14 protein-coding genes are annotated in these 19,177 nt (G+C 55.7%); 5 read left to right on the top strand and 9 right to left on the bottom strand.

The window, feature by feature from the left end; all coding sequences use genetic code 11:
* Nucleotides 1-105 precede the first annotated feature (105 nt).
* Nucleotides 106-708 (top strand): carboxymuconolactone decarboxylase family protein, encoded by a 603-nt coding sequence (locus XX99_RS08675; protein WP_050058953.1) that lies wholly within the window; start codon nucleotides 106-108, stop codon nucleotides 706-708.
* 370 nt (nucleotides 709-1,078) lie between these two features.
* Here XX99_RS08675 and XX99_RS08680 read toward each other — a convergent pair whose 3' ends face one another.
* From XX99_RS08680 to XX99_RS08695, 3 genes are all read right to left on the bottom strand, one after another.
* Nucleotides 1,079-2,047 carry an AraC family transcriptional regulator gene (locus tag XX99_RS08680; protein ID WP_050058954.1) on the bottom strand — a complete coding sequence of 323 codons (969 nt, stop codon included), beginning with the start codon at nucleotides 2,045-2,047 and terminating at the stop codon, nucleotides 1,079-1,081.
* A gap of 154 nt (nucleotides 2,048-2,201) precedes the next feature.
* On the bottom strand, nucleotides 2,202-3,182 hold the full coding sequence (locus tag XX99_RS08685; protein WP_050058955.1) for an AraC family transcriptional regulator: 981 nt from the start codon (nucleotides 3,180-3,182) through the stop codon (nucleotides 2,202-2,204).
* 827 nt (nucleotides 3,183-4,009) lie between these two features.
* Nucleotides 4,010-4,699, bottom strand: coding sequence for an RNA polymerase sigma factor (locus XX99_RS08695; RefSeq protein ID WP_050058957.1), 690 nt, complete (start codon nucleotides 4,697-4,699; stop codon nucleotides 4,010-4,012).
* 306 nt (nucleotides 4,700-5,005) lie between these two features.
* Between XX99_RS08695 and XX99_RS08700 the strand changes: the two genes are divergently transcribed.
* Together XX99_RS08700 and nikR are read left to right on the top strand one after the other, a co-directional pair.
* Nucleotides 5,006-5,935, top strand: a complete 930-nt coding sequence (locus tag XX99_RS08700) for a hypothetical protein (protein ID WP_050058958.1) — start codon at nucleotides 5,006-5,008, stop codon at nucleotides 5,933-5,935.
* Nucleotides 5,936-6,082: 147 nt separating this feature from the next.
* Entirely contained in the window at nucleotides 6,083-6,508 is a 426-nt protein-coding gene (gene nikR / locus XX99_RS08705) for a nickel-responsive transcriptional regulator NikR (RefSeq protein ID WP_050058959.1), read from the top strand.
* Between the two features lies 1 nt (nucleotide 6,509).
* Here the strand turns inward: nikR and XX99_RS08710 are convergent, their stop codons facing one another.
* From XX99_RS08710 to XX99_RS08720, 3 genes are all read right to left on the bottom strand, one after another.
* Nucleotides 6,510-7,571 carry a HoxN/HupN/NixA family nickel/cobalt transporter gene (locus tag XX99_RS08710; protein WP_050058960.1) on the bottom strand — a complete coding sequence of 354 codons (1,062 nt, stop codon included), beginning with the start codon at nucleotides 7,569-7,571 and terminating at the stop codon, nucleotides 6,510-6,512.
* 18 nt (nucleotides 7,572-7,589) lie between these two features.
* Entirely contained in the window at nucleotides 7,590-9,929 is a 2,340-nt protein-coding gene (locus XX99_RS08715) for a TonB-dependent receptor (protein WP_184084820.1), read from the bottom strand.
* A 331-nt stretch (nucleotides 9,930-10,260) separates the two neighbouring features.
* Nucleotides 10,261-11,292, bottom strand: coding sequence for a DUF4331 family protein (locus tag XX99_RS08720; RefSeq protein WP_050058962.1), 1,032 nt, complete (start codon nucleotides 11,290-11,292; stop codon nucleotides 10,261-10,263).
* A gap of 572 nt (nucleotides 11,293-11,864) precedes the next feature.
* Between XX99_RS08720 and XX99_RS08730 the strand changes: the two genes are divergently transcribed.
* Complete coding sequence (locus XX99_RS08730; protein WP_050058964.1) at nucleotides 11,865-12,437, top strand: DUF417 family protein; 573 nt, start codon at nucleotides 11,865-11,867, stop codon at nucleotides 12,435-12,437.
* A 118-nt stretch (nucleotides 12,438-12,555) separates the two neighbouring features.
* Here the strand turns inward: XX99_RS08730 and XX99_RS08735 are convergent, their stop codons facing one another.
* Nucleotides 12,556-13,584, bottom strand: coding sequence for an AraC family transcriptional regulator (locus XX99_RS08735; protein ID WP_050058965.1), 1,029 nt, complete (start codon nucleotides 13,582-13,584; stop codon nucleotides 12,556-12,558).
* Nucleotides 13,585-14,031: 447 nt separating this feature from the next.
* Between XX99_RS08735 and XX99_RS28025 the strand changes: the two genes are divergently transcribed.
* Nucleotides 14,032-14,388, top strand: coding sequence for a hypothetical protein (locus XX99_RS28025; protein WP_231581207.1), 357 nt, complete (start codon nucleotides 14,032-14,034; stop codon nucleotides 14,386-14,388).
* Between the two features lie 18 nt (nucleotides 14,389-14,406).
* On the opposite strand, the gene XX99_RS08740 is transcribed toward XX99_RS28025, so the two are convergent.
* Nucleotides 14,407-17,652: a DNA polymerase III subunit alpha gene (locus XX99_RS08740; RefSeq protein ID WP_231581208.1), complete on the bottom strand. Its 3,246-nt coding sequence runs from the start codon at nucleotides 17,650-17,652 to the stop codon at nucleotides 14,407-14,409.
* Nucleotides 17,652-19,175: a DNA polymerase Y family protein gene (locus XX99_RS08745; protein WP_050058966.1), complete on the bottom strand. Its 1,524-nt coding sequence runs from the start codon at nucleotides 19,173-19,175 to the stop codon at nucleotides 17,652-17,654. Before XX99_RS08745 ends, XX99_RS08740 begins: the two co-directional genes overlap by 1 nt.
* Nucleotides 19,176-19,177: the final 2 nt, after the last annotated feature.

Raw genomic sequence — 19,177 nt, forward strand, 5'->3', positions numbered from 1 at the left:
GAGGACTTGTCTAACGGCGGTCCTCCCTTTACTTCATAGCCCAACAGCATGTCTCACGATCATGAGGTGTGTTGAACTCACGCCGAATTCAGAAAGGGAATTAGTATGTCCGATTCAACAGAAAATCTCGGCGGTCGCCTGCCGCTTCTGAGACCAGATAACTTGTCCGCAGCGCAGAGACAGTTGTACAGCTATATCGATACAACATTGGTGCCGTGGGCGAATCAGGCAGGTTTCATCGCCAAGGCTGAGAATGGTTCACTGGTTGGCCCTTTCAATTGTTTCCTGTTCGCCCCGGAAATCAGTCAAGCCTATCTCAATCTGGTCGATGCGGAATGGAAACACACGAAGCTCGAAAAACGGGTTCGGGAAGTTGTGATTGTGACGGTTGGTGCGGTTTGGAACTCCAAATACGAAGTGTACGCACACTCGGCCGTAGCGCTAAGTACGGGGATCTCAAAGGATGCTGTGGACGCTCTTGCGAGCAATACACTTCCTCCAGACCTGTCGCTCGCGGAGTTGATTGCGCATCGCTTCGTGAAAGAGCTTTGCAGTTCCTATCGTGTTGATGATGAGTTGTACCGAGAAGCCGAAGGCGCCTTCGGCTTTGAGGGTCTCGTAAACATGATGCAGTTGGCGGGTCTCTATCTCTGGACCTCAGCCATCCTTAATGGTTTCCAAGTGCCGGTTCCCAGCGAACCTAAATAGTTAGACCGTCCTCGCCTGAGGGTAGAAGACCGAGGTCATCCATTGACCGTCGGATTGCCGGCTGGGGCGCTCTCGGTCAACAGGCTCCGGTCGGGCAGCAACTCCACTCGGAGGAGACGGCGAGACCGAGCTGCTGTTCTTGAATCCACCCTGTGCGATATCGTCGCACAGGGTCTTCCGTCGGCAGTCAGAATGGCCGAACCGAATCAAAACCGCTCCGCAGCTTGAACGATTCGAAACTGCTGGGGAAGTCTGCGTGAGGGTTTCCATCAACGGATGATGGAGAGTGTTTTCGTGAACCTTCTCTCACAACGACAAGCAGTGGGCAGCGATCAGATGACCTGCATCAAGACTGACCCACTTCTCGGACTCAGGCTCGGCCGTCATATTGGGGGCTAGACGAAGCGAACACTTCCTCCGGGCCATCCGCTCCGACCAATGCTTTCATACGGACAACTTCCCGGTTCGGAGGATGCCCAAAAAAACGTTTGAAATCCCGGCTGAACTGAGACGGGCTTTCATACCCGACCTTCGCCGCCGTCACTGCGGCACCGAGGCCGTCATACTTAATGAAAAGCCTGGCCTTATGCAATCTCACTGACTTGAGGTACTGCAGGGGCGACGCCCCGGCAACCTGCTTGAACGAGTGATGGAAGGCCGAGATGCTCATTCCGAATGTGTCGGCCATCGTGGGAACGCTCAATGGCTTCGCGTACTCATTATGAATCCACTCCAAAGCCGCCCGAATCTTGGACGCTGCACTGCCTTTACTCAGCATTTCCACCAAGACCTGTCCGTGAGGGCCCGATAACCCATGGTAGATAATCTCCCGGATAATTCCGGGGCCGAGAATCGCCGCATCGTTCGGAGAACGCAGACTTGCCACCAGACGAACTGCTGCCTCACTCATGCGTACGTCCAGCGGGCATGGCTGCACGGTGGCAATCTGATCGATATCCCCGCCGACTGGGGCTAGATCCATCTTGCTCGCTAACTCGGTGACGATCGACATGTCGATACGTACCGAGACGCCGAGCATCGGTTCCGTCTCTCCGACTTCTGTGGTTACCTCGAATGGGAGAGGGACAGCAAGCATAAGGTAGGTGCTGGGATCGTATACGAACCTGCGTTCCTCAACAAACCCAATCTTCCTTCCACTCGCCACGATATACACGCTAGGCTCATAGAGCACAGGGCTTCTCGGAAGGGCTCGATCCGTCCGAGCCAGTCTCACTCCGTCGAGAACCGTGGGGCAAAGCCCTTGATCTACAGCCAGTTCCTTAAGGAGTAGCTTTAGTCGCTGTTGGCTTGCTTCGAGTTCGCATGTCGAGTCGCTCATTTGATCTGTATATAAAGTGTAATCTCCTCGATCTCGGGGACATGTGCTCTCCCTCGATCCCTACAGGAACCAGCAAGCTTTATATAGAAATCAGACAAACAGGAAACGCATCGGGTACCGTCCAGACGCAATCATGAATTGCCCTGGAAGCGTCTCAGGTCAGGCCGGGGAAGCTTCTTTCGAACCGCGGGCTGGATGACTTGAATTCATCTTCCGCTCCGTCGACCCCAATCAGCGCCTCCCTGCGCACGGATTCCCGCGTCGGCGGATGCCCAAAGAAACGCTTGAAGTCTCTGCTGAACTGGGATGGGCTTTCATAGCCGACCTTCGCTGCTGCTACAGCGGCCCCGAGACCGTCATATTTGATGTGCAACCTGGCTTTATGCAGTCTCACTGCCTTCAGGTATTGCAACGGGGACGATCCAGTTATCTCCTTGAAGGAGTGGTGGAAGGACGAGACGCTCATTCCCATGGCCTCAGCCATCTTGGGTGCGTTCAATGGTTCTGCATATTCGCGGTGGATCCATTCAAGAGCAGCCTGAATCTTCGACGCTCCGCCGCCTTTGTTGGCCATCGCCACCAGAGCGTGCCCATGCGGTCCTGAGAGTGCATGGAAGACGATTTCTCGCACAATTCCAGGGCCGAGGATCGCCGCATCGCTCGGCGACCGCAGGGTCCTCAACAGACGAACCGCAGCGTCGCACATCAGAGCAGTAAGAGGAGACGGATGCACCGAACTGTTGTGATCGATTTCGCCGACGCTGGGACGCAGCCCCATCTTGCTCGCCAGTTCTACCACTACGGCCATATCGAGTCGTACCGAAATACCGAGCAACGGGGCATCCTGCTCCAACTCAGACTCCACATCAAACGGAAGCGGGACGGTGAGAACAAGGTAATGGTTGGGATCGTAGACGAACGTGCGATCCGCGACGAAGCCCACTTTCCTGCCACTCGCCAGGATGTAGATGCTCGGCTCGTAAAGAACAGGGTGTCTAGGGAGGTCCTTATCCGCACGGGCGAGCTTCACCCCTTCGAGGATCGTGGGCGACAGGCCCTGTCCGTGGGTGAGTTCCGTAATCAGTATCTTCATCCGCTGTCGGCTGGATTCAAGTGTTTCGGCAGATTCATTCATATGGTCTTCACGCAAAGTCTAGCTCTCCATTGGGCGCACTGAATATCCGGGCGCGGTGATTTGCAGAAATGAACAAGTAATCGGAAGAAATGAACTCACAGCCGAAGATCCAAGGCAAGACTTGATGTTTTGGCATCTCAAATAACTCTCCCGTAAATTTCTGGACGTGTTGCATGCCGTCCCATCCGAAAACATCGCATCAAATTGTGATGCGATGCGGCTACTGGAGGTGACGATGATCTTGATTAAATCGGGTTGCAGCGGCGTCTTGCGAAGCGTCTCCGTGCCTGCGCGAACAAGGGATTTCTGTCCATTCGAAATCGATGCAGGAATAGGCAAGGGATAAGCAGAAAGAGGTGATTACCTGTGGTTTCTCTTCATGCACATTCTATTCATCCATGGACAGGTTCAAACTTGATTCAGAAAAAGAGGTGCAGCTTCCTCTCCAGGAGGCCGGAGAGTGTTCGATTACGCGGCGACGTAGGCAATAGGAGCGAAAGCGATCCGTGCAACGTTGTTGATTTTCTAGCGGGCCGGTTTGCAGTTAGAAACTCTTCGCGTTGTTGGCTGTGCGACCCAGGAAGCAAGGGGCGCTGGACGAACATTTGCTTTGAAATCGAGCCTCGCGAGAATCACGCTATGCTGGGGGCCGATCGCGCGAGAGAGAGATTCTCGGATGTCGTTCAGGGCTTCTTGAAGAAGCAAACGGGCCGATCATGGACACACGGTCAAATCATGGGCGAGTTGGCTGCAGAATCACTGAAGGATGTAGAAAAGAGTGCCTTCTCCGTTGGAATCTGTTGCGTCGCTCGAGAGACGGCTTTGCCCTAACAGTATTTCTGTCGTGGCCCTTCCTTAAGGAGTGAACGGTCAAGCCTCTCTCTGAGGTGACGGCGAGCTCTCAACGCACGAGACTTTGCTGCCGCAGTCGTGATTCCCAAGATGCCTGCAGTCTGCTCCATCGTGAGATCTTCCATATAAAGCAGCTCGAACGCGGACTTCATCGCACAGGGAAGTCCGTCAATCTGCAACTTGATACACTCGGCTACTTCGACAGCGCTGTAACTTTCCTCGGGTGTGAGGTTGGTGTCCGGGATGTTCATCAAGAACACTTGGTCGTCTGCGCCCGGTGCGATATCGATGGATAGTAAGACCACACGCTTCTTGCGCAGATGGCCCAGACTCTCATTGATCGCAATGCGAGTCATCCACGTGGAGAATTGCGAGTGTCCTCGAAACTGATCCAACTTTGTGAAGACTTGCAGGAGGCATTGCTGGGCGACATCCTCTGCATCGTGACTATTTCTGACGATTCTGGAGATGGTACTTTGAAGCCGTTTTCGGTAAGGCCCTATGAGCAGTTCGAATGCTGCTGGATCTCCGAGTCCAACACGCTGAATCAGCGCACGTTCGCGATCAGCTCTTGAGACGTACTCAAAATCACCTTGACCATCGTTTGGCGGCTCGACCTTAGTGATGATGACGTGAGAAGCTCTGCTGTCAGAAGAGGATGCCATTTGGGGTCGAACCTCCTCCCTATTTAGATATCTTGCAGTGGTCAACAGTTTAGAGATGGCACATGAATGTCTATCGGTTTATGAAACACGAACGGGGGAGTGAGATGCCATGCCCATCTCTGTAATTATCTTGCTCGTTCCTGCATTTTTATCCGGTTGTGTCGGTGGTCACTACCCCGAGGCGGGAACGCAGAACAGTGCGCACCCAGCGCCTTGCGCGAGGCCGCCCGAATCCTTCTGACCAGTTGGAATCGCAGCTCTGCATCAAGGTTTCAGGCCCATGGTTACGATATGCTTGAGTAGAAAATGAAGACTCTTTCAATCGATCATCCAAGCGTTGACCATCTGGAGCTCAGGCTCAAAACGATGCTTCCTGAACCGTACCAAGAAAGCTGCGAGAGTGTTCTGCCGCTCTTGATGGGAACAGCGGGCTTGAAATTCGGGGCCGATGGGAAAGTGGCATGGGACCAGATTTGGGGATCGTTTTGTCACCTGGCGATGGCCGGCGGCCCTCCTCATAAAGGCACGCTTCTTGTACCAGCCCGGTTAGAAGAGATCAACGCGGAGCCTGAACGTTATTCAGAGGTTGTGCAGGAGATTTGCCGAGGGGTCGGTATGGTTACCGGACTGGCTGCAGAGCTATCTCCCAACCCCGGATGGATCAGAGTGTCCTGCTCAAGTACCGTAATGGCAGGATGGCTTGTTCGAGCTATTGTGATGGAAAATGTCTCTGCTCGCGTTGACGGCCTATGGCTCGAGCTTCCCGCGGGACCCCATTACAGAATTGCGAAGGAGATCAAGAACGTCGTTACGGTTATTGCCAAGACCTCTCACTACTGGGTTGATCACACCTCACCCGAACAGCACAAGGCCGTCGAGAGCTTATTTTCGGCGATGGAGTCGGAGTCGCCACTGATACAGATTGCGCTGTTCGATCGGGATGTTCAGCCAGACAACCAGAAGCTTCTCTCCGGCAAAATTGCCGGTTCAATCCTTGAAAAAACCGGGCTTTCTTCTTTGGACCAGCCGTACGAAGGTTGGCTGGGCCTGAGCTTCGGCGACGTAAGCACCGCCATCTGGATGATGCGAGTATTGGCGGTATGCAATACATGCGCACGCAGGGAGGGAACGACTGTGTTCGTACCGTTGGATCCTCTCAGCGACCCCGATGGCGAAATGCTCGTGCGAGCAGTGGTCCGGGCGCATGGCTTCGCAGTTGAGAGAAAGATGTTGTGAGCAACCCGTAGATCGATTGGCGCGAAAATCTCGTACGCCCGCGGATTTGGCGTTACTACGTTGGCGAACCCGTTTCGAAAGAGTTACGAGACTTCGAGATTATCTCCTCCACCCGGTACTTCATAGAATCAAGTTGAGGCGTACACAATGGCAGAGCTGAAGAGAACAGGCATATCACTCGAAGAAGACCTGTTGGCAGGATTCGATCAACTGATCGCTCGAAGGGGTTACAACAATCGATCCGAAGCCTTGCGAGATCTGATCAGAGACGCATTGCTCGCCGACGCGGTCGACTCCAATAAGCCGGTAGTCGGAACCCTCACACTGGTCTATGACCATCACGTACCCAACCTTGCGCAAAAGCTGACCGAGATGCAGCACCACGCTGAGACTATGGTGATCGCAGCAACTCACGTTCACCTGGACCACCACTACTGTCTAGAAGTCATCATCATGAAAGGTCGGAGCAAAACGATTCGAGAGATGTCTGATCGCATGCTTGCAACGCGCGGTGTCGAATTAGGGAAGCTGGTATTGACCAACTCCGGAGCTGAACTCAAGCCGAACAAGTAGTTCATGCTTGTATTTCGAGATCGTCCAGAACCTGGAGATCATCGAGCCGCTGCCATTTATAGAAGGCGATGGATAGTATCCAGCTGCATGCAAAAAAGCTGATGATGAAGTACCCAAGCGTTCCGAAGTTCCCATTGAGTTTCCGCACAACGTCCCAGAACACTCCGTTGAGGTGAAATCTCGCTTCGATCAGTCCCAACGTCTCGATCCCGCCTACCACCACAGCGACGATCACTGAGACAAGCGTAATGGTCATGTTGTAGTAGAGCTTCCGAATCGGTTTCACGAATGCCCATCCATAGGCTCCCAGCATGAGGACGTTATCCGTCGCATCCACGAGGGACATGCCGGCTGCGAACAGAGCGGGGAAGACCAAAGTGGTCCAGATCGAGAGCCCCTTTGAGACTTCGGTTGCCGATATGCTCAAGAGCCCGATCTCTGTCGCGGTATCGAACCCCAGCCCAAATAAAAGGCCGAGCGGATACATATGCCAGCTATGTTGAATCATCGCGAACATCGGTCGAAAGATTCGGGCCAGGAGCCCACGGCCTGCAAGGAGCAGATTCAGATCTTCTTCGATGTATGGTGCTCCATTGCGGACGCTGACAAAGACGCGATAGACCGACCGTAGAACCGCCAGATTCACAAATGCGATACCGAAGAGAAAGGCGGTCGATACCAGCGTGCCGATCAATCCACCAATCTCCCGAAAAACATCGATGCGATGTCGAAGCACCGAGGCAGCCGACGCAATCGCGATGGATCCAATGACGACAATGGTCGAATGCCCAAGCGAAAACATGAGCCCAACGGCGACAGGACGCTTGCCCTCCTGCATAAACTTGCGCGTCACGTTGTCGATTGCCGCAATGTGATCTGCGTCCACGGCATGTCGCAGGCCAAAGCTGTAGGCGAGAAATGCCGTTCCAAGCAGAAGCGGATAGTGGCGGAATGAAACGATCGCCCACAACCATGCTCCTGCATTGAAGAGCAGCAGGCCGACGTACATGATGAGTATCCTGGTCCGGATATTTTTTGATACAGCATTCAGCGAACTGAACATTTGAACTCCTGTTGAAGATTACCTGCCAGAATTAAACCGCCATGAGATGGAACCGCCGACCCATGACACCATGCGTATGCCTACTGCTCGTTCAACCGTCCCGCAATCGAAGTTGTTGGATACGCCATCGACTCCTGGAGCACACACAGGTGGAGGGTTTCCGACCTCCCAGCCTGGGGCAAACGTCTCAGTCGTCTGTCCTGTGTAGCCACGAGCGATCATTCCATCCAGTCCCAGTTGCAACCGACCTTCCATGAAAGGCCGTACCAGAGCGATGCGAGTTTCGCCAACTGGAATGGCCTCGTATTGCTGCGGGTGATCCGGATTTCCTACGTCCAGCAGTTTGTGCCCGACATATTCGTATTCGGCACGACCATGCAGGCCGAGTGGCAGCCGATCGAGGGTAGAGAGAACGTCGAAGATGGTACGCGGAGCTTCCGGGGTTGGAAGGCCGGTGTCGTCATCACGCGCGTCAGCCTTCGAGAAGATCGCCTGTACCATGCCAAAACTAAACTGGTGGCGCACGCTGGCCGTGAGGTATTTGAGCGTGCCGGGGCCCTCATCGTCGGCCAGGCCATTGTCCGGATCAATCTTGGCAAGTGTGGCAGTTGTCGTGGTGCGCCCCAAGGTCACGCGAACATCGTTTCTGTTGAATTCCTTTTCGAGTACCAACTGCTCCGAATGCGAACGCTCGAATGGAGAGGCGAGGATCGCCGATCCGGCTGGGGAATTCGTCGCCACACTGATGCGAGGATCCTGGGTAAAGAAAGCCTGCCCAATGCTGAACGACGCAGAAGGCAACCAGCGCACTGGACCGCTTCCCGGAGTCCACGTCAATGTAGCCTTCGGGTTCTCGAATCCTTTCCACTGGTCAAATGATTGCGCGGGCTTCAGCATGTCTGTGTTATCGAGTTCTATCTGCGCATGGCGCAGGCCCGCATAGAAGTGAAGATGAGTGCCAAGGTCCCCATGTACAGCCACAAAGGGGGATACTTCGCGGATGGTGATGTTGTTGGCTAATACCTTGAGGTATGAGCCGAAGACTTGTGGATTGCCGGAAAGATAGTGATCCAGATTGTCACGATGAATGTCGTCTTCGTTGTAATCAAGACCACCCATGGCCTCCAGCCAGGGCGTGAATCGATGTGATTCGCGTATTTCAGCGCCTTCGACCGTGCGAAATTCGCTCTGCCGGATCAGACCTTCACCGAAGTTGGAGAAGAGCGCCAGATTGTATGTCCGGAAATAACCAGAGGAGGACAACTCATCCTTCGTATCCACCTTCCAGACATCATTCGCAGCCAGAATCCCCGTGTGCGTCTGATCCTGCTGACGCGGATCAATGGTGTCGTTCAGTTGCAGTCCATACCCGACAGGAATGAGATTTCCTTCATGAGAGTGGCCGTAGTAGCCAATACTGAGCAAGGTGATCTCGTGGTTGCCGGGATCGAAGACGCGCATCGCATTCCACTTGTACTGCTGGCGATGTTCCAGGGTACGTGTCAGGCCATTCCCATAGTTGGCTTCGAGCGCGATCCATTCCTTCTTTTCAGGATCGGACGGGGAGAATCCGGCAGATAAATCGATGTCCCTGTAGTCGCCGGTGAGAGTAATGAAGCGCCTCACTTGCGGCCGGAGGCTATACGTCGCAGCCAGGTTCAATGCATGATTGCCTTCGAGTACATTGAAGGCGCCGCCGTCAGTTCCCACGCTGCCCAACGCAGCGGAGACATAGACATTGGGGTCGGCATAGCCGTTGCCGTGCGCGTTGGCGGAGAGGTTGTTCGACGCGAGGTAGTTGCCCACCGCGATGTATTGAGCAATGGGCTCACCATGATCGCCCGCCACGCCAGGTACGAAGTATTGCGGAGCCTTGATGCCGCCAGAAGCTGTTTCGATGGGCATGCCGGGAATGGACACGGGCGCTCCGGGTCTTCCAGGATTTGCGTCCAGCAGTTCTTCGCGCACCATCACTTTTTGCGACGGGTCAGGAGAGTACAGGGAGATCTCACCCACATCGGTCGAGACGATCACATCCGCGGAGACCGAAGCCATGCTCTCCAGACGCAGAAGCACTATTCGAGTGGAGTTGTTCAGATCAAGACGACGAGTGAGAACAGCAAATCCTGTTGCTTTCACTTGCGCTGTGTACAAACCCCAGGAGGGCAATGTGAAGGAGACTCGGCCGTCGCTCCCGCTGATGGCAGACAGGAGCACTCCGGATGTGGAACCTAGTTGAACCTGCGCACCGGGCAGGGGCAATCCTGTTGTGTCGAGAACGGTTCCGACGACTTTCGCCGTATCGGTTTGGCCCGCTGCTGTCCTGACCAACATCGGCAGCATAGCGATAAATAACATCAAATACAATTTCGTGTTACTGACCGACATGGTCGTTCTCATCCTTTGATTGCTGACTTGTTGGGGTAGTCGACGTTGCCTGTGGTCGGCTAACGCGACAAAACGATTTCCGTTTTTGCCGTATCAGTCTGGGCCGTTGGTGTCCTGACAGACATCGGTAGCAAGGGTGGGAAATAACATCAAATTGGAATTCGTGTTACTCGCCGATGTGATTCCTTTGATCCCTCTGATTGCTGAATTTTTTGGGTGGTCGACGTCGCCCGTAGTTGGCTGGCGCTTATCAGACTTAAGATGACCGGCTGGGCTCTACCTCAGCCCAGCCGGCCGATTCCTACACTGCGAGGGGAACGTAGGGGAAGTTCTTTCGAGGTTTAGAAGTGACCGATTCCTTACCGATTCCAAGCTGAATGGGAGTGTTCGCCGCGATGGAGAACATGACATCGGGTGCGTTATCAGTCATCGTGCGGCCATTCCACTCGAGGAACCCGTACGATGCTGATGTGCCGACATGGTACGGCATAATGTTGGGGAACATCCGGTGCGCGATCTTCTCTCCATACGCCTGCGGATCTTCAGACGTTCCGTAAGCGGCGACCACGGCTGCCATCTTCTTGGCCAGAGCATCTCCCCAGGTTGCGAAGTCGTCGGCCGGACGCCCGCCATTGAGACGATTGCCGAGATCCTCATTGTACTGCGTGAAAAGCGGCCAGATCATTGGAAGACCAAAGCGGTTGATCGTACGCCATCCGCCTGCATCTGTGGCGAGTGAAGCCACAGCCCACACACCGATCTTCCGATTGTCGCCAGCGCCGTTGAGCAACTCGGCATCCGGCAGCTCCAGAACAATCGAATACACCGTCTTGCCAGCGAACAGATTTACTGCCTTGCTGTCATTCCAATCGCCCAGATCGAGCTTCGTGCCGTCCTCGAATGCATGACCCACCGCGTGCAGCACCGTTGGCTCAATCCAGAAGGGGTCGCCAGCGGGGCCAGCCCAGACACGCACACCGGATGGCGAGGTGACGGTTTCTTCTGTGATACCCTGAGCGATGACCGTGCCCTTCGCGTGCGGGTCGACAGCCTCTTTCCCACGAATACGCCGCACGGTGTATTTCTGTTTTCCCTGCGCGTCGCGCTCCTCAAAGTTGAGGCGGTAGGTCACCTCTTCAACAGCATCGCCGTTGAGATCAACCTTGAATTCGTACATGCCTTCCGGGTGGTAACCGGGAACTTTAGGCTGGCCGAGAGAGTGGCAAACATCGATCACAAATGCGGTGCCGACTTCGCCGCGGAATACGTAGAGATCGGTGATATCAAGACGAACGTCCTGCCGAGCGAGTGGTGAGTCAAGATGGTGAGACATGTTTTTCCCCTTTAGGTTTGTGGAATCCGATGCGAAGGTTGACAGAGCCGAGGCGACCGGGGACAAACTCATTCCGGCCATCGTGACAGCGCCCCCAATTAGCATCTGTCGACGCGACAGTGCTTTCATCTCGGGTGTAATTGATCTCGGAACATCCGTTTCTACGATTGGTCTCATCGGTGCAGTAACCTCTTCGTTTAAGCTTCCGGAAATTTACGAACTTCGTGGTTGATGTGGGGTCAATTCAACATCGGGCGTCTTGCATCTACCTTGCCGAGCGTGGCCGTAGCAAAGTAGACTCACCCCTCCTATTCAGTACTTAGGAAACCGCATGTGGACCCAAGCGTCCATGTGTTCTTCTACAAATCTCTTGCCTATTTCTGCAAAGTTGATCCTGTGGTTGAGGTGCATTGAGTTCGTGATGTTACCGGCAGCTGAATTGCAGAAGCAGGCATGTTAAATGCAGAAGTTGGCATTGCCTTCGCCGCCAAGAATCATGTCCCATCAGAAGGACTCGAGTTAGCGCGCCGCACATCTTCCGCGGAAGCCACGCTTGATTGTCCGGGAGAATTATGGAGCGGTTTTTTCAATTTGCTGCAGGTCTCGATATTTGGGGGGTGCGCTTGCTTCGCATCGCCCTATTCATCGTCCTCGTATGGATCGGTGGACTGAAGGTTACCGATTACGAAGCGGATGGGATTGTCCCACTCATTGCAAACAGCCCTTTCATGTCATTTCTGTATACGCATCCGGCCCCGGAGTACAGGACCCATACCAGCCCGGAGGGTAAGGTCAGCGATGCGAACCATCAATGGGAGGAGAGCAATCGTACCTACCCAGTCTCCTATGCCCTCGGAGTTGCCATCATCACGATTGCCATTCTCATCGTCCTGGCTCCGGTGGCTCCGAGAATATCTGCTATCGGTAGCCTTCTCTTGGTCTGCATGTCATTCACTACGCTCTCGTTTCTCGTGACCACACCCGAGGCGTGGGTCCAACCGCTCGGGGCGGCCACACATGGTTTCCCCTACTTATCGATTGCGGGGCGCCTGATCGTGAAGGACTGCATCATGATGGCCGCGGCCGTGGTGACTTTGGCTGATTCAGCGAAGCGAGTGCTCGCGCGACGCAGCGCGAACGCTTAGGATCATTCCCAAACTTCGCGTGCGACCCAATAGAAGCGAGTCGCAGCGGCCGGAGGACGACGGATCTTCGCAGTTGTTCTAAGTACCAGGGCAAATATTGTTTGCGATGAGCTCCGAATCAGAGACTCGGCTTCGCGGATTCTTCGAGTTCACGGAGGACTGGTGAAACTCGCGCGGCAGCGTCTTCACCTAACCCGACTCCCATTTCGGCGCTCTCCAGAAGAGAGTCAAGTGCGCTGATACCGTTATCGTGAGGCCACCCTATCTGCGCAAGATTTTGGCCGAAAAACTGTTTGAAATCCCGGCTGAACTGCGATGGGCTTTCGTAGCCAACTTTTGATGCCGCAAGCGAGGCCGTTAGCCCGTCATACCTGAGGTACAGATAGGCCCGCTGCAGACGCACGGCTTTCATATATCGCTGGGGAGATTGCCCAATCACCTCCTTGAAGGAGTGGTGAAATGCCGAGATGCTCATGCAGACTCTATCCGCGATTTCGGGGATGTTCAACGGAGTCGAATAATGACCGTGAATCCAATCCACTGCGGCATAGACCTGTTTCCAGCGTTGACTGCCATTGAGCATGGTGTAGAGCGCACGCCTTTGAGGGCCTTTCAGAATCCTGTACACAATCTCTCTGGTGATAGAGGTGCCGAGGACCGCAGAGTCGGCCTTTGAACGCAGACTGGAAAGCAGACGAACAAAGGCGTCGCTCAAGTCTGGGTCGAGGGGAGCTGGGCAAAAATCCGTGGAGCCATTCTCCCTCACCTCCTCTACGGGCACATTCGCTTGATGCGCAAGTTCGGCGAGGACAGCAGTGTTAATTTCTATACAGCCTCCTACCACTGGCTCCCCGGAGTCGTCGAGTTCGGTCGTCGCCTCCAGCGGCGTCGGAGACGCCAGGACAAGAAATTGCCCTGACTCCCATGAGAGATGCTTGCCATGAAGGTAGCCTTTCCTCTTGCCGCTCGCGAGGAAACAGACGCGTGGCCGATAGTCCAGCGGTCCGTGCGGAAGCCCTTGATCAAACCGGAAGAGTTTCACCCCATCCAGCTTCGTTGAGTGCCCACCCTGCTTCGGGGCCAACTCAAACAGGAGCTCTTTCATCCGCTCCCGGTCGTAGTCAAGTTTGCCTCGATAATCTCTCATAGGAACTGGATTTCGCCTTGCACCCCGGATTTTTGGGAGCTATCCGTCCCCGGGGGGGACTTGCTCAATCGACACATACATGTTGGGTGACTGTTTTGTCCCCCAATATTCGTCCCCTAGATCTCAGGGTAAACCACCACCTCGTGATCCGGTTTGCTGAACAGGTGGCGATGGCCGGTTGAGGGATCTGTGGGCAAGGCATCCACGCAACCGAAGTGCCCATTGAGGGGTTCGCGTCTAATATGTGCTCCCAATTGCAATTTTAGGCTAGAGATATGCAGAGTCGGGCATCGATATCCCGCATTCTCCTGGCTTACAACTAAAGGGGAGCCTCATTTTAGAGGCTCCCGCCGTCGCCGTGACAGTTTGTCTCGGCAAGTCGGTGAACCTGATGTCGCGAGTGAAACGGCTGCACTTTACTGCTGAATGAGCAAAGGAAAGGTATCCATGAAGGCATTTTGGAGCTGCGCCTTGATGACATTGCTGAGCGCGGGAGTGAGCGCCGGCTATTCGCTTGCCGGGCTTTTCGGAGCAGGTGGTGCGGATAGCTTTGCTCGTTATGCCGCGTCCAGAAGCATCGCGCTCCTGCTTGTCGTGCTCGTAGCTCTAGGAGCAAGATCCCGTGTCGCCATCCTCTTTCTGGGAGCGGCCATGTCGATCGTACAACTGTTCGATAGCTGGATTGGGTTCCTTGCTCACGATCCTTCAAAAACCTATGGGCCGCTGGTCTTTGCTCTGGTGAATGCAGGACTCGTAATCTGGCTGCGTCGCCAAGAGGATACCGACAAGAGGGTTGCTGGGTAAGTGCCGACTCCTGGTCTATCAAGCCGCCCCAAGGACCCCAGTGGAAGTCGTGCGACCGTACTCCATGTCGTCGATCGCAAGCGGCATCACATCGAAGGCCTTGAGAGAGATGTCATTGTCCATGTTCTGTAGCAAGCCTTCGACCTGCAGAAATCTTCCCTGGCTCAGTAGCGCACGGTGCTTATCAAACATTTCAGGATCGATGATGGCTCGGGATACGCCGGTTTCATCCTCGATACTGAGAAAGAAGAAGCCCTTTGCCGTTCCCGGCATCTGACGCGAGATAACGAAACCCGCGATACGAGCGCGTTGCCCGTTCGGCAGGCGTTTCAATGCCGAGGCTGAGACGGTGCCCGTACGCGCGAGACGGTCACGATGGTAGCTCATCGGATGCGGGCCTACAGTCAGGCCGGTCCCCTGGTAGTCGGCCGCGAGCCGTTCCTTGGTCGTCATTTGGAACAGCGGCGTCGATTTCCAATGCTCCTGCTCTTCCGGTATGTCTTTGAACAGTTCGCCGGATGGACGTCCCGCATACTCTGCCTGCCAGAGCGCATCGCGACGATGGATGTTTTCCCCGAGAGAGTTGAGTGCCCCTATCTGAGCGAGAGTGACAAGTTCCTGCCGACGCAATTGGGGCACACGTCGAGCGAGATCGTAGACCGAGGTGAAGGGACCTACTGAACGTGCACGGACGATCGCTTCGCCCGCCTGCCGCCGGATACCGCGCGCGTACACAAGGCCGAGGCGCACAGCGAAAGGATCCTTGAACCGCGAGGCCTCTTGTTCAGGAAGGCGCTCGAGAGTGCATTTCCAGTCGGAGTGCTGAACGTCGATGTGACGCATCTTCAAACCATGGCGCTGGGCATCTTTCACCAGCGTTGCCGGATGGTAGAACCCCATCGGCTGGTTATTCAGCAATGCGCAGAGGAACGCAGCCAGGTAGCGGTGCTTGAGGTAAGCGCTGGCGTAGGCCAAAAGAGCGAAGCTTGCCGCGTGGCTCTCGGGGAATCCGTACAAGGCAAAGGAACTGATGGCCTGGATGATCAACTTCTGCGCCGCGGGATCGACACCTTTCCTTGTCATGCCTGCGGTCAGCTTTGCTTCCAGCTGCTGCATCTTGTCTTTCGACCGGCGCATGCCCATGGCGCGACGCAACTCTTCGGCTTCGCCGCCCGAGAAATCCGCGATGACCATGGCGATGCGGATGAGCTGTTCCTGGAAAAGCGGAACACCCAGCGTGCGTTCAAGGACAGGAATGAGCAGCGGGTGCGGGTAAGTGATCTGCTGTTTCCCGCGTCGCCGCAGCATGTATGGATTCGCCATCTTCCCGACGATGGGTCCAGGGCGAATGATGGCGACCTGCACGACAAGGTCGTAAAAGACCTCAGGAAAGTTCCTCACCAGCGCTGACATCTGCGCCGGGCTCTCGACTTGAAAGAGCCCTATGGTGTCGGCGTTCTGCAGCATGCGATAGACAGCTGCATCCTGCGGAAGCTGGCCATAATCGAGTGACTCGCCGTAATACCTCGGCACGAGTTCGCGGCAATCCGACATGGTGGCCATCATGCCAAGGCCGAGAAAATCGACCTTGATCATCTTCATGTCGGAGATATCTTCTTTGTCCCACTGCGTGACGACACGGCCCGGCATGGAGGCGTGTTCAAGTGGAACTAGTGAATCAAGGTGGCCCTGGCAGATGACCATGCCGCCGGAGTGTTGGCCCAGATGGCGAGGGATGTCCTGGAGGCGATAGGCAAGCTCCAGGCATTTGCGGATTCGACGATGTTGAAGGTTTGCTCCGCCAGCACGGAAGCTATTTTCGAGGGTGTCGTCCGGCCGTTTGAACTCAAACTTGCTGACGTTCCCGGCAATCTGGTTGATCGTCTCCTTGTCGAGACCAAACACTTTGCCGGTTTCACGAGCGGCCGATTTCCCGCGGTACGTGATCACGTTGGCGCACATCGCCGCGCCAAGCTCTCCGTAGCGGCGGTAGACGTATTGAATGGCAAGCTCACGCTTTTCGCCTGAGGGAAGGTCAAGATCGATGTCGGGCCATTCACCTCTCTCTTCGGAGAGGAACCTCTCGAAGAGCAGGTTCATCCCGACCGGATCGACAGCGGTAATGCCGAGTGCATAGCAGACAACACTGTTCGCAGCCGAGCCGCGACCCTGGACGAGGATCCCGTTCTTCCTGCAGAACTCGACGACGTCCCAGACGATGAGAAAGTAGCCCGCTAACCCAAGCTGCTCAATGAGCCGGAGTTCACGTTCCGCCTGCGCTTGCGCTCTCGCAAAGAGTGCGGGGTCTTTCTTCGGCAGGTAGCGCGCTCGCAATCCTTCTTCGGTGCGCTTGCGCAGAAACGAATCCATCGTCTGGCCGTCGGGCACGGGATAACGCGGAAATTCGTATCCGAGATCATCCATCGCGAACTTCAAGCGAGAGGACAAGACACTCGTGTGCTCGACCGCTTCCGGATGGTCGTAAAAGAGCCGTGCCATCTCACGCGAGGGACGGAGATGACGCTCGGCGTTGACGGTGAGAAGGCGGCCGGCTTCATCGAGCGTGGTCTTGTGCCGGATCGCGGTCAGAACGTCCAGCACTTCGCGTTCGTAGGCCGTCGCATGGCTGACGCCGTTGGTAGCGAGGAGAGGGAGCTTCAGCGACCGGGCGATATCGATCGCCGCACGATTGCGCCACTCTTCTTCGCGATCAAAGTGGCGTTGAACTTCGACGTAGACGTTCTCCGGGCCAAAGATCGAAACGAGGCGCTCGACTTCTTTTCTGCCTCCTTCCGCGCCACCGCGAGCAAGAGCTGCGGCCAATGGACCCTCATCGCCGCCGGTCAGGCAGATGAGACCTTCGTGATGCTCCTCGACGTCGGAGAACAGGGCCGCGCCTTCCGCCTTCTTTCCGGCGCGCAGCTTGTAGCGAGTGATCAGGCGGCAGAGATTCTGATAGCCGGTGCGGGATTCTGCGAGTACCGAAAGTCGAACCGGTTCAGGCAGGGACTGATGAGGCAGGTAATTCGGAGGACGAAGCCTTTGGCCGGCGTCGGCGACCGCGATCTCCGCGCCGACATGCGCTCGGACTCCGAGCTTTCTTGCTGTCGTATGGAATCGAGGAGCGCCATAGAGACCGTTGCGGTCGAGCAATGCCATTGCCGGCATCTGCAACTCGGCGGCGCGCGCCATCAGTGTTTCGGGCAGGGAAGCGCCTTCGAGAAACGAGAAGGCGGACCGGGCATGTAATTCGACGTATTGCATCAGTCATACGTCCCAACCAGGTACCAGCAGTGCGAGCTTGGATCATGTGCGATGCGGCAGACTTTCTGCGTTGCCTTATCGGACAGCAGTACGTCCCATTCCTCGCGGCACCAGTTCGCTTGCGACCACCACTCCCCGCTTCTGCGCCATGGACCAGCGCGCGTGACTACGTCAAACGACTCTCTGTCGATCGAGACCGCAACAGGCTGATTGCCGTGCAGTGTTGTGCCAATCGCCAGTGGCGGACGGCAGACACGAAAGGCAGCGGGCAGATTTGCTGCAACTTCAGGAATGAGTCCATTCCGTTGCGGCGGCGGAGCAAACCTTCTCATCACGAATCCCTCATCCCGCCGTGTATCGAGCAGTTGAGCTGCTCCCACTCGGTCTTCTCCCAAAAGCTTCTTCAGGCGAGCAAGGGTCACTTCAAGGCTGTCCGGCTCCGGCCCCTGAGGAAGAAACAGTCCATGCTGCGCTGTGTGTGGCTTCGCTGCTTCAATGCGCATCTCGATCGCGAGAACGGCAGCCAGCGGTGGGTGCGCCTCCATATCGAGCTGCACCAACTTGAGCAGCCGGCGGGAATCCTCACTTGGTAATGCCGGTCGAATCGTGCGGGTGTGATGGAGTTGCGCGTCATTGGCATGCCCATCAAGGCGAAGCTGTACCTCGATCGACGCAATGGCAAGGGATCTTGTCTGGACACGAACCAGGAGTTGATCGAGTAAGCGCGCGTAGAGGAACAGCAACGGCTCGAGCAATTCAACTGGATGTTCAAGCTCAATCGTCTCGATCAGTTGCGATCTGAAATCGGGTTCGATCGGAACAAAGTGGTGCGGATGTTCGCCGCGAGCGAGGGCACGGAGATGTTGTCCCTCGAAGCCGACCCGAGCTACCAGGTCCCGTTCAGGCAGCTTTGCGAGCATGCCGCAGTTTCTGATCCCCCACGAACGAAATGTGTCCGCCATTTCAGGCGAGAGGTCGAGAACATCGAGCGGCAGGGAAGCCAGTGCGGCCGCTTCATCGCCTGCCCTGATCGAGTTCACGCCCAACACGCCACGGGCGATACAGGTTGCCGCGTGGAAGTTCACAGACGTGGCGACATTCGCGAGAAGTCCGTAAGCCCCGGCACGTTTGCGGAGCTTCAGGGCCAGTGCCTCGGGGCTGCCGAACAATCCATCCGTGCCTCGAATATCGAGGACGACTGCTTGCCCTGGCTCATTGGAAAAGATAGTCTGAACCGCTTCAACCAAGGGTGAAAAGCTTGCGGCGCATTCCAGCAGAGCTCCCTTGGTCACGCTTTCCTGAGTCTGCGACCGGCGAAGCGAATGGACTTGAGGAAACGATTCGGTCTGAAGGCGGGTCATTCCGCTCATCAAACCTAATCGTCTCGCCAACATATTCGTGGACAACACCGTCTCGCGCGGAGCTTCTCCATCAAGGATGACGACAGGCTGCCGGCGCAGATCCGGCTGCAGGCGGAGCACGGCCTGTGCTGGGAAGCTCGGAATATAGAGGCATGCATACATCG

The organism is Silvibacterium bohemicum, assembly GCF_001006305.1.
GTDB classification, from domain to species: Bacteria; Acidobacteriota; Terriglobia; order Terriglobales; family Acidobacteriaceae; genus Silvibacterium; species Silvibacterium bohemicum.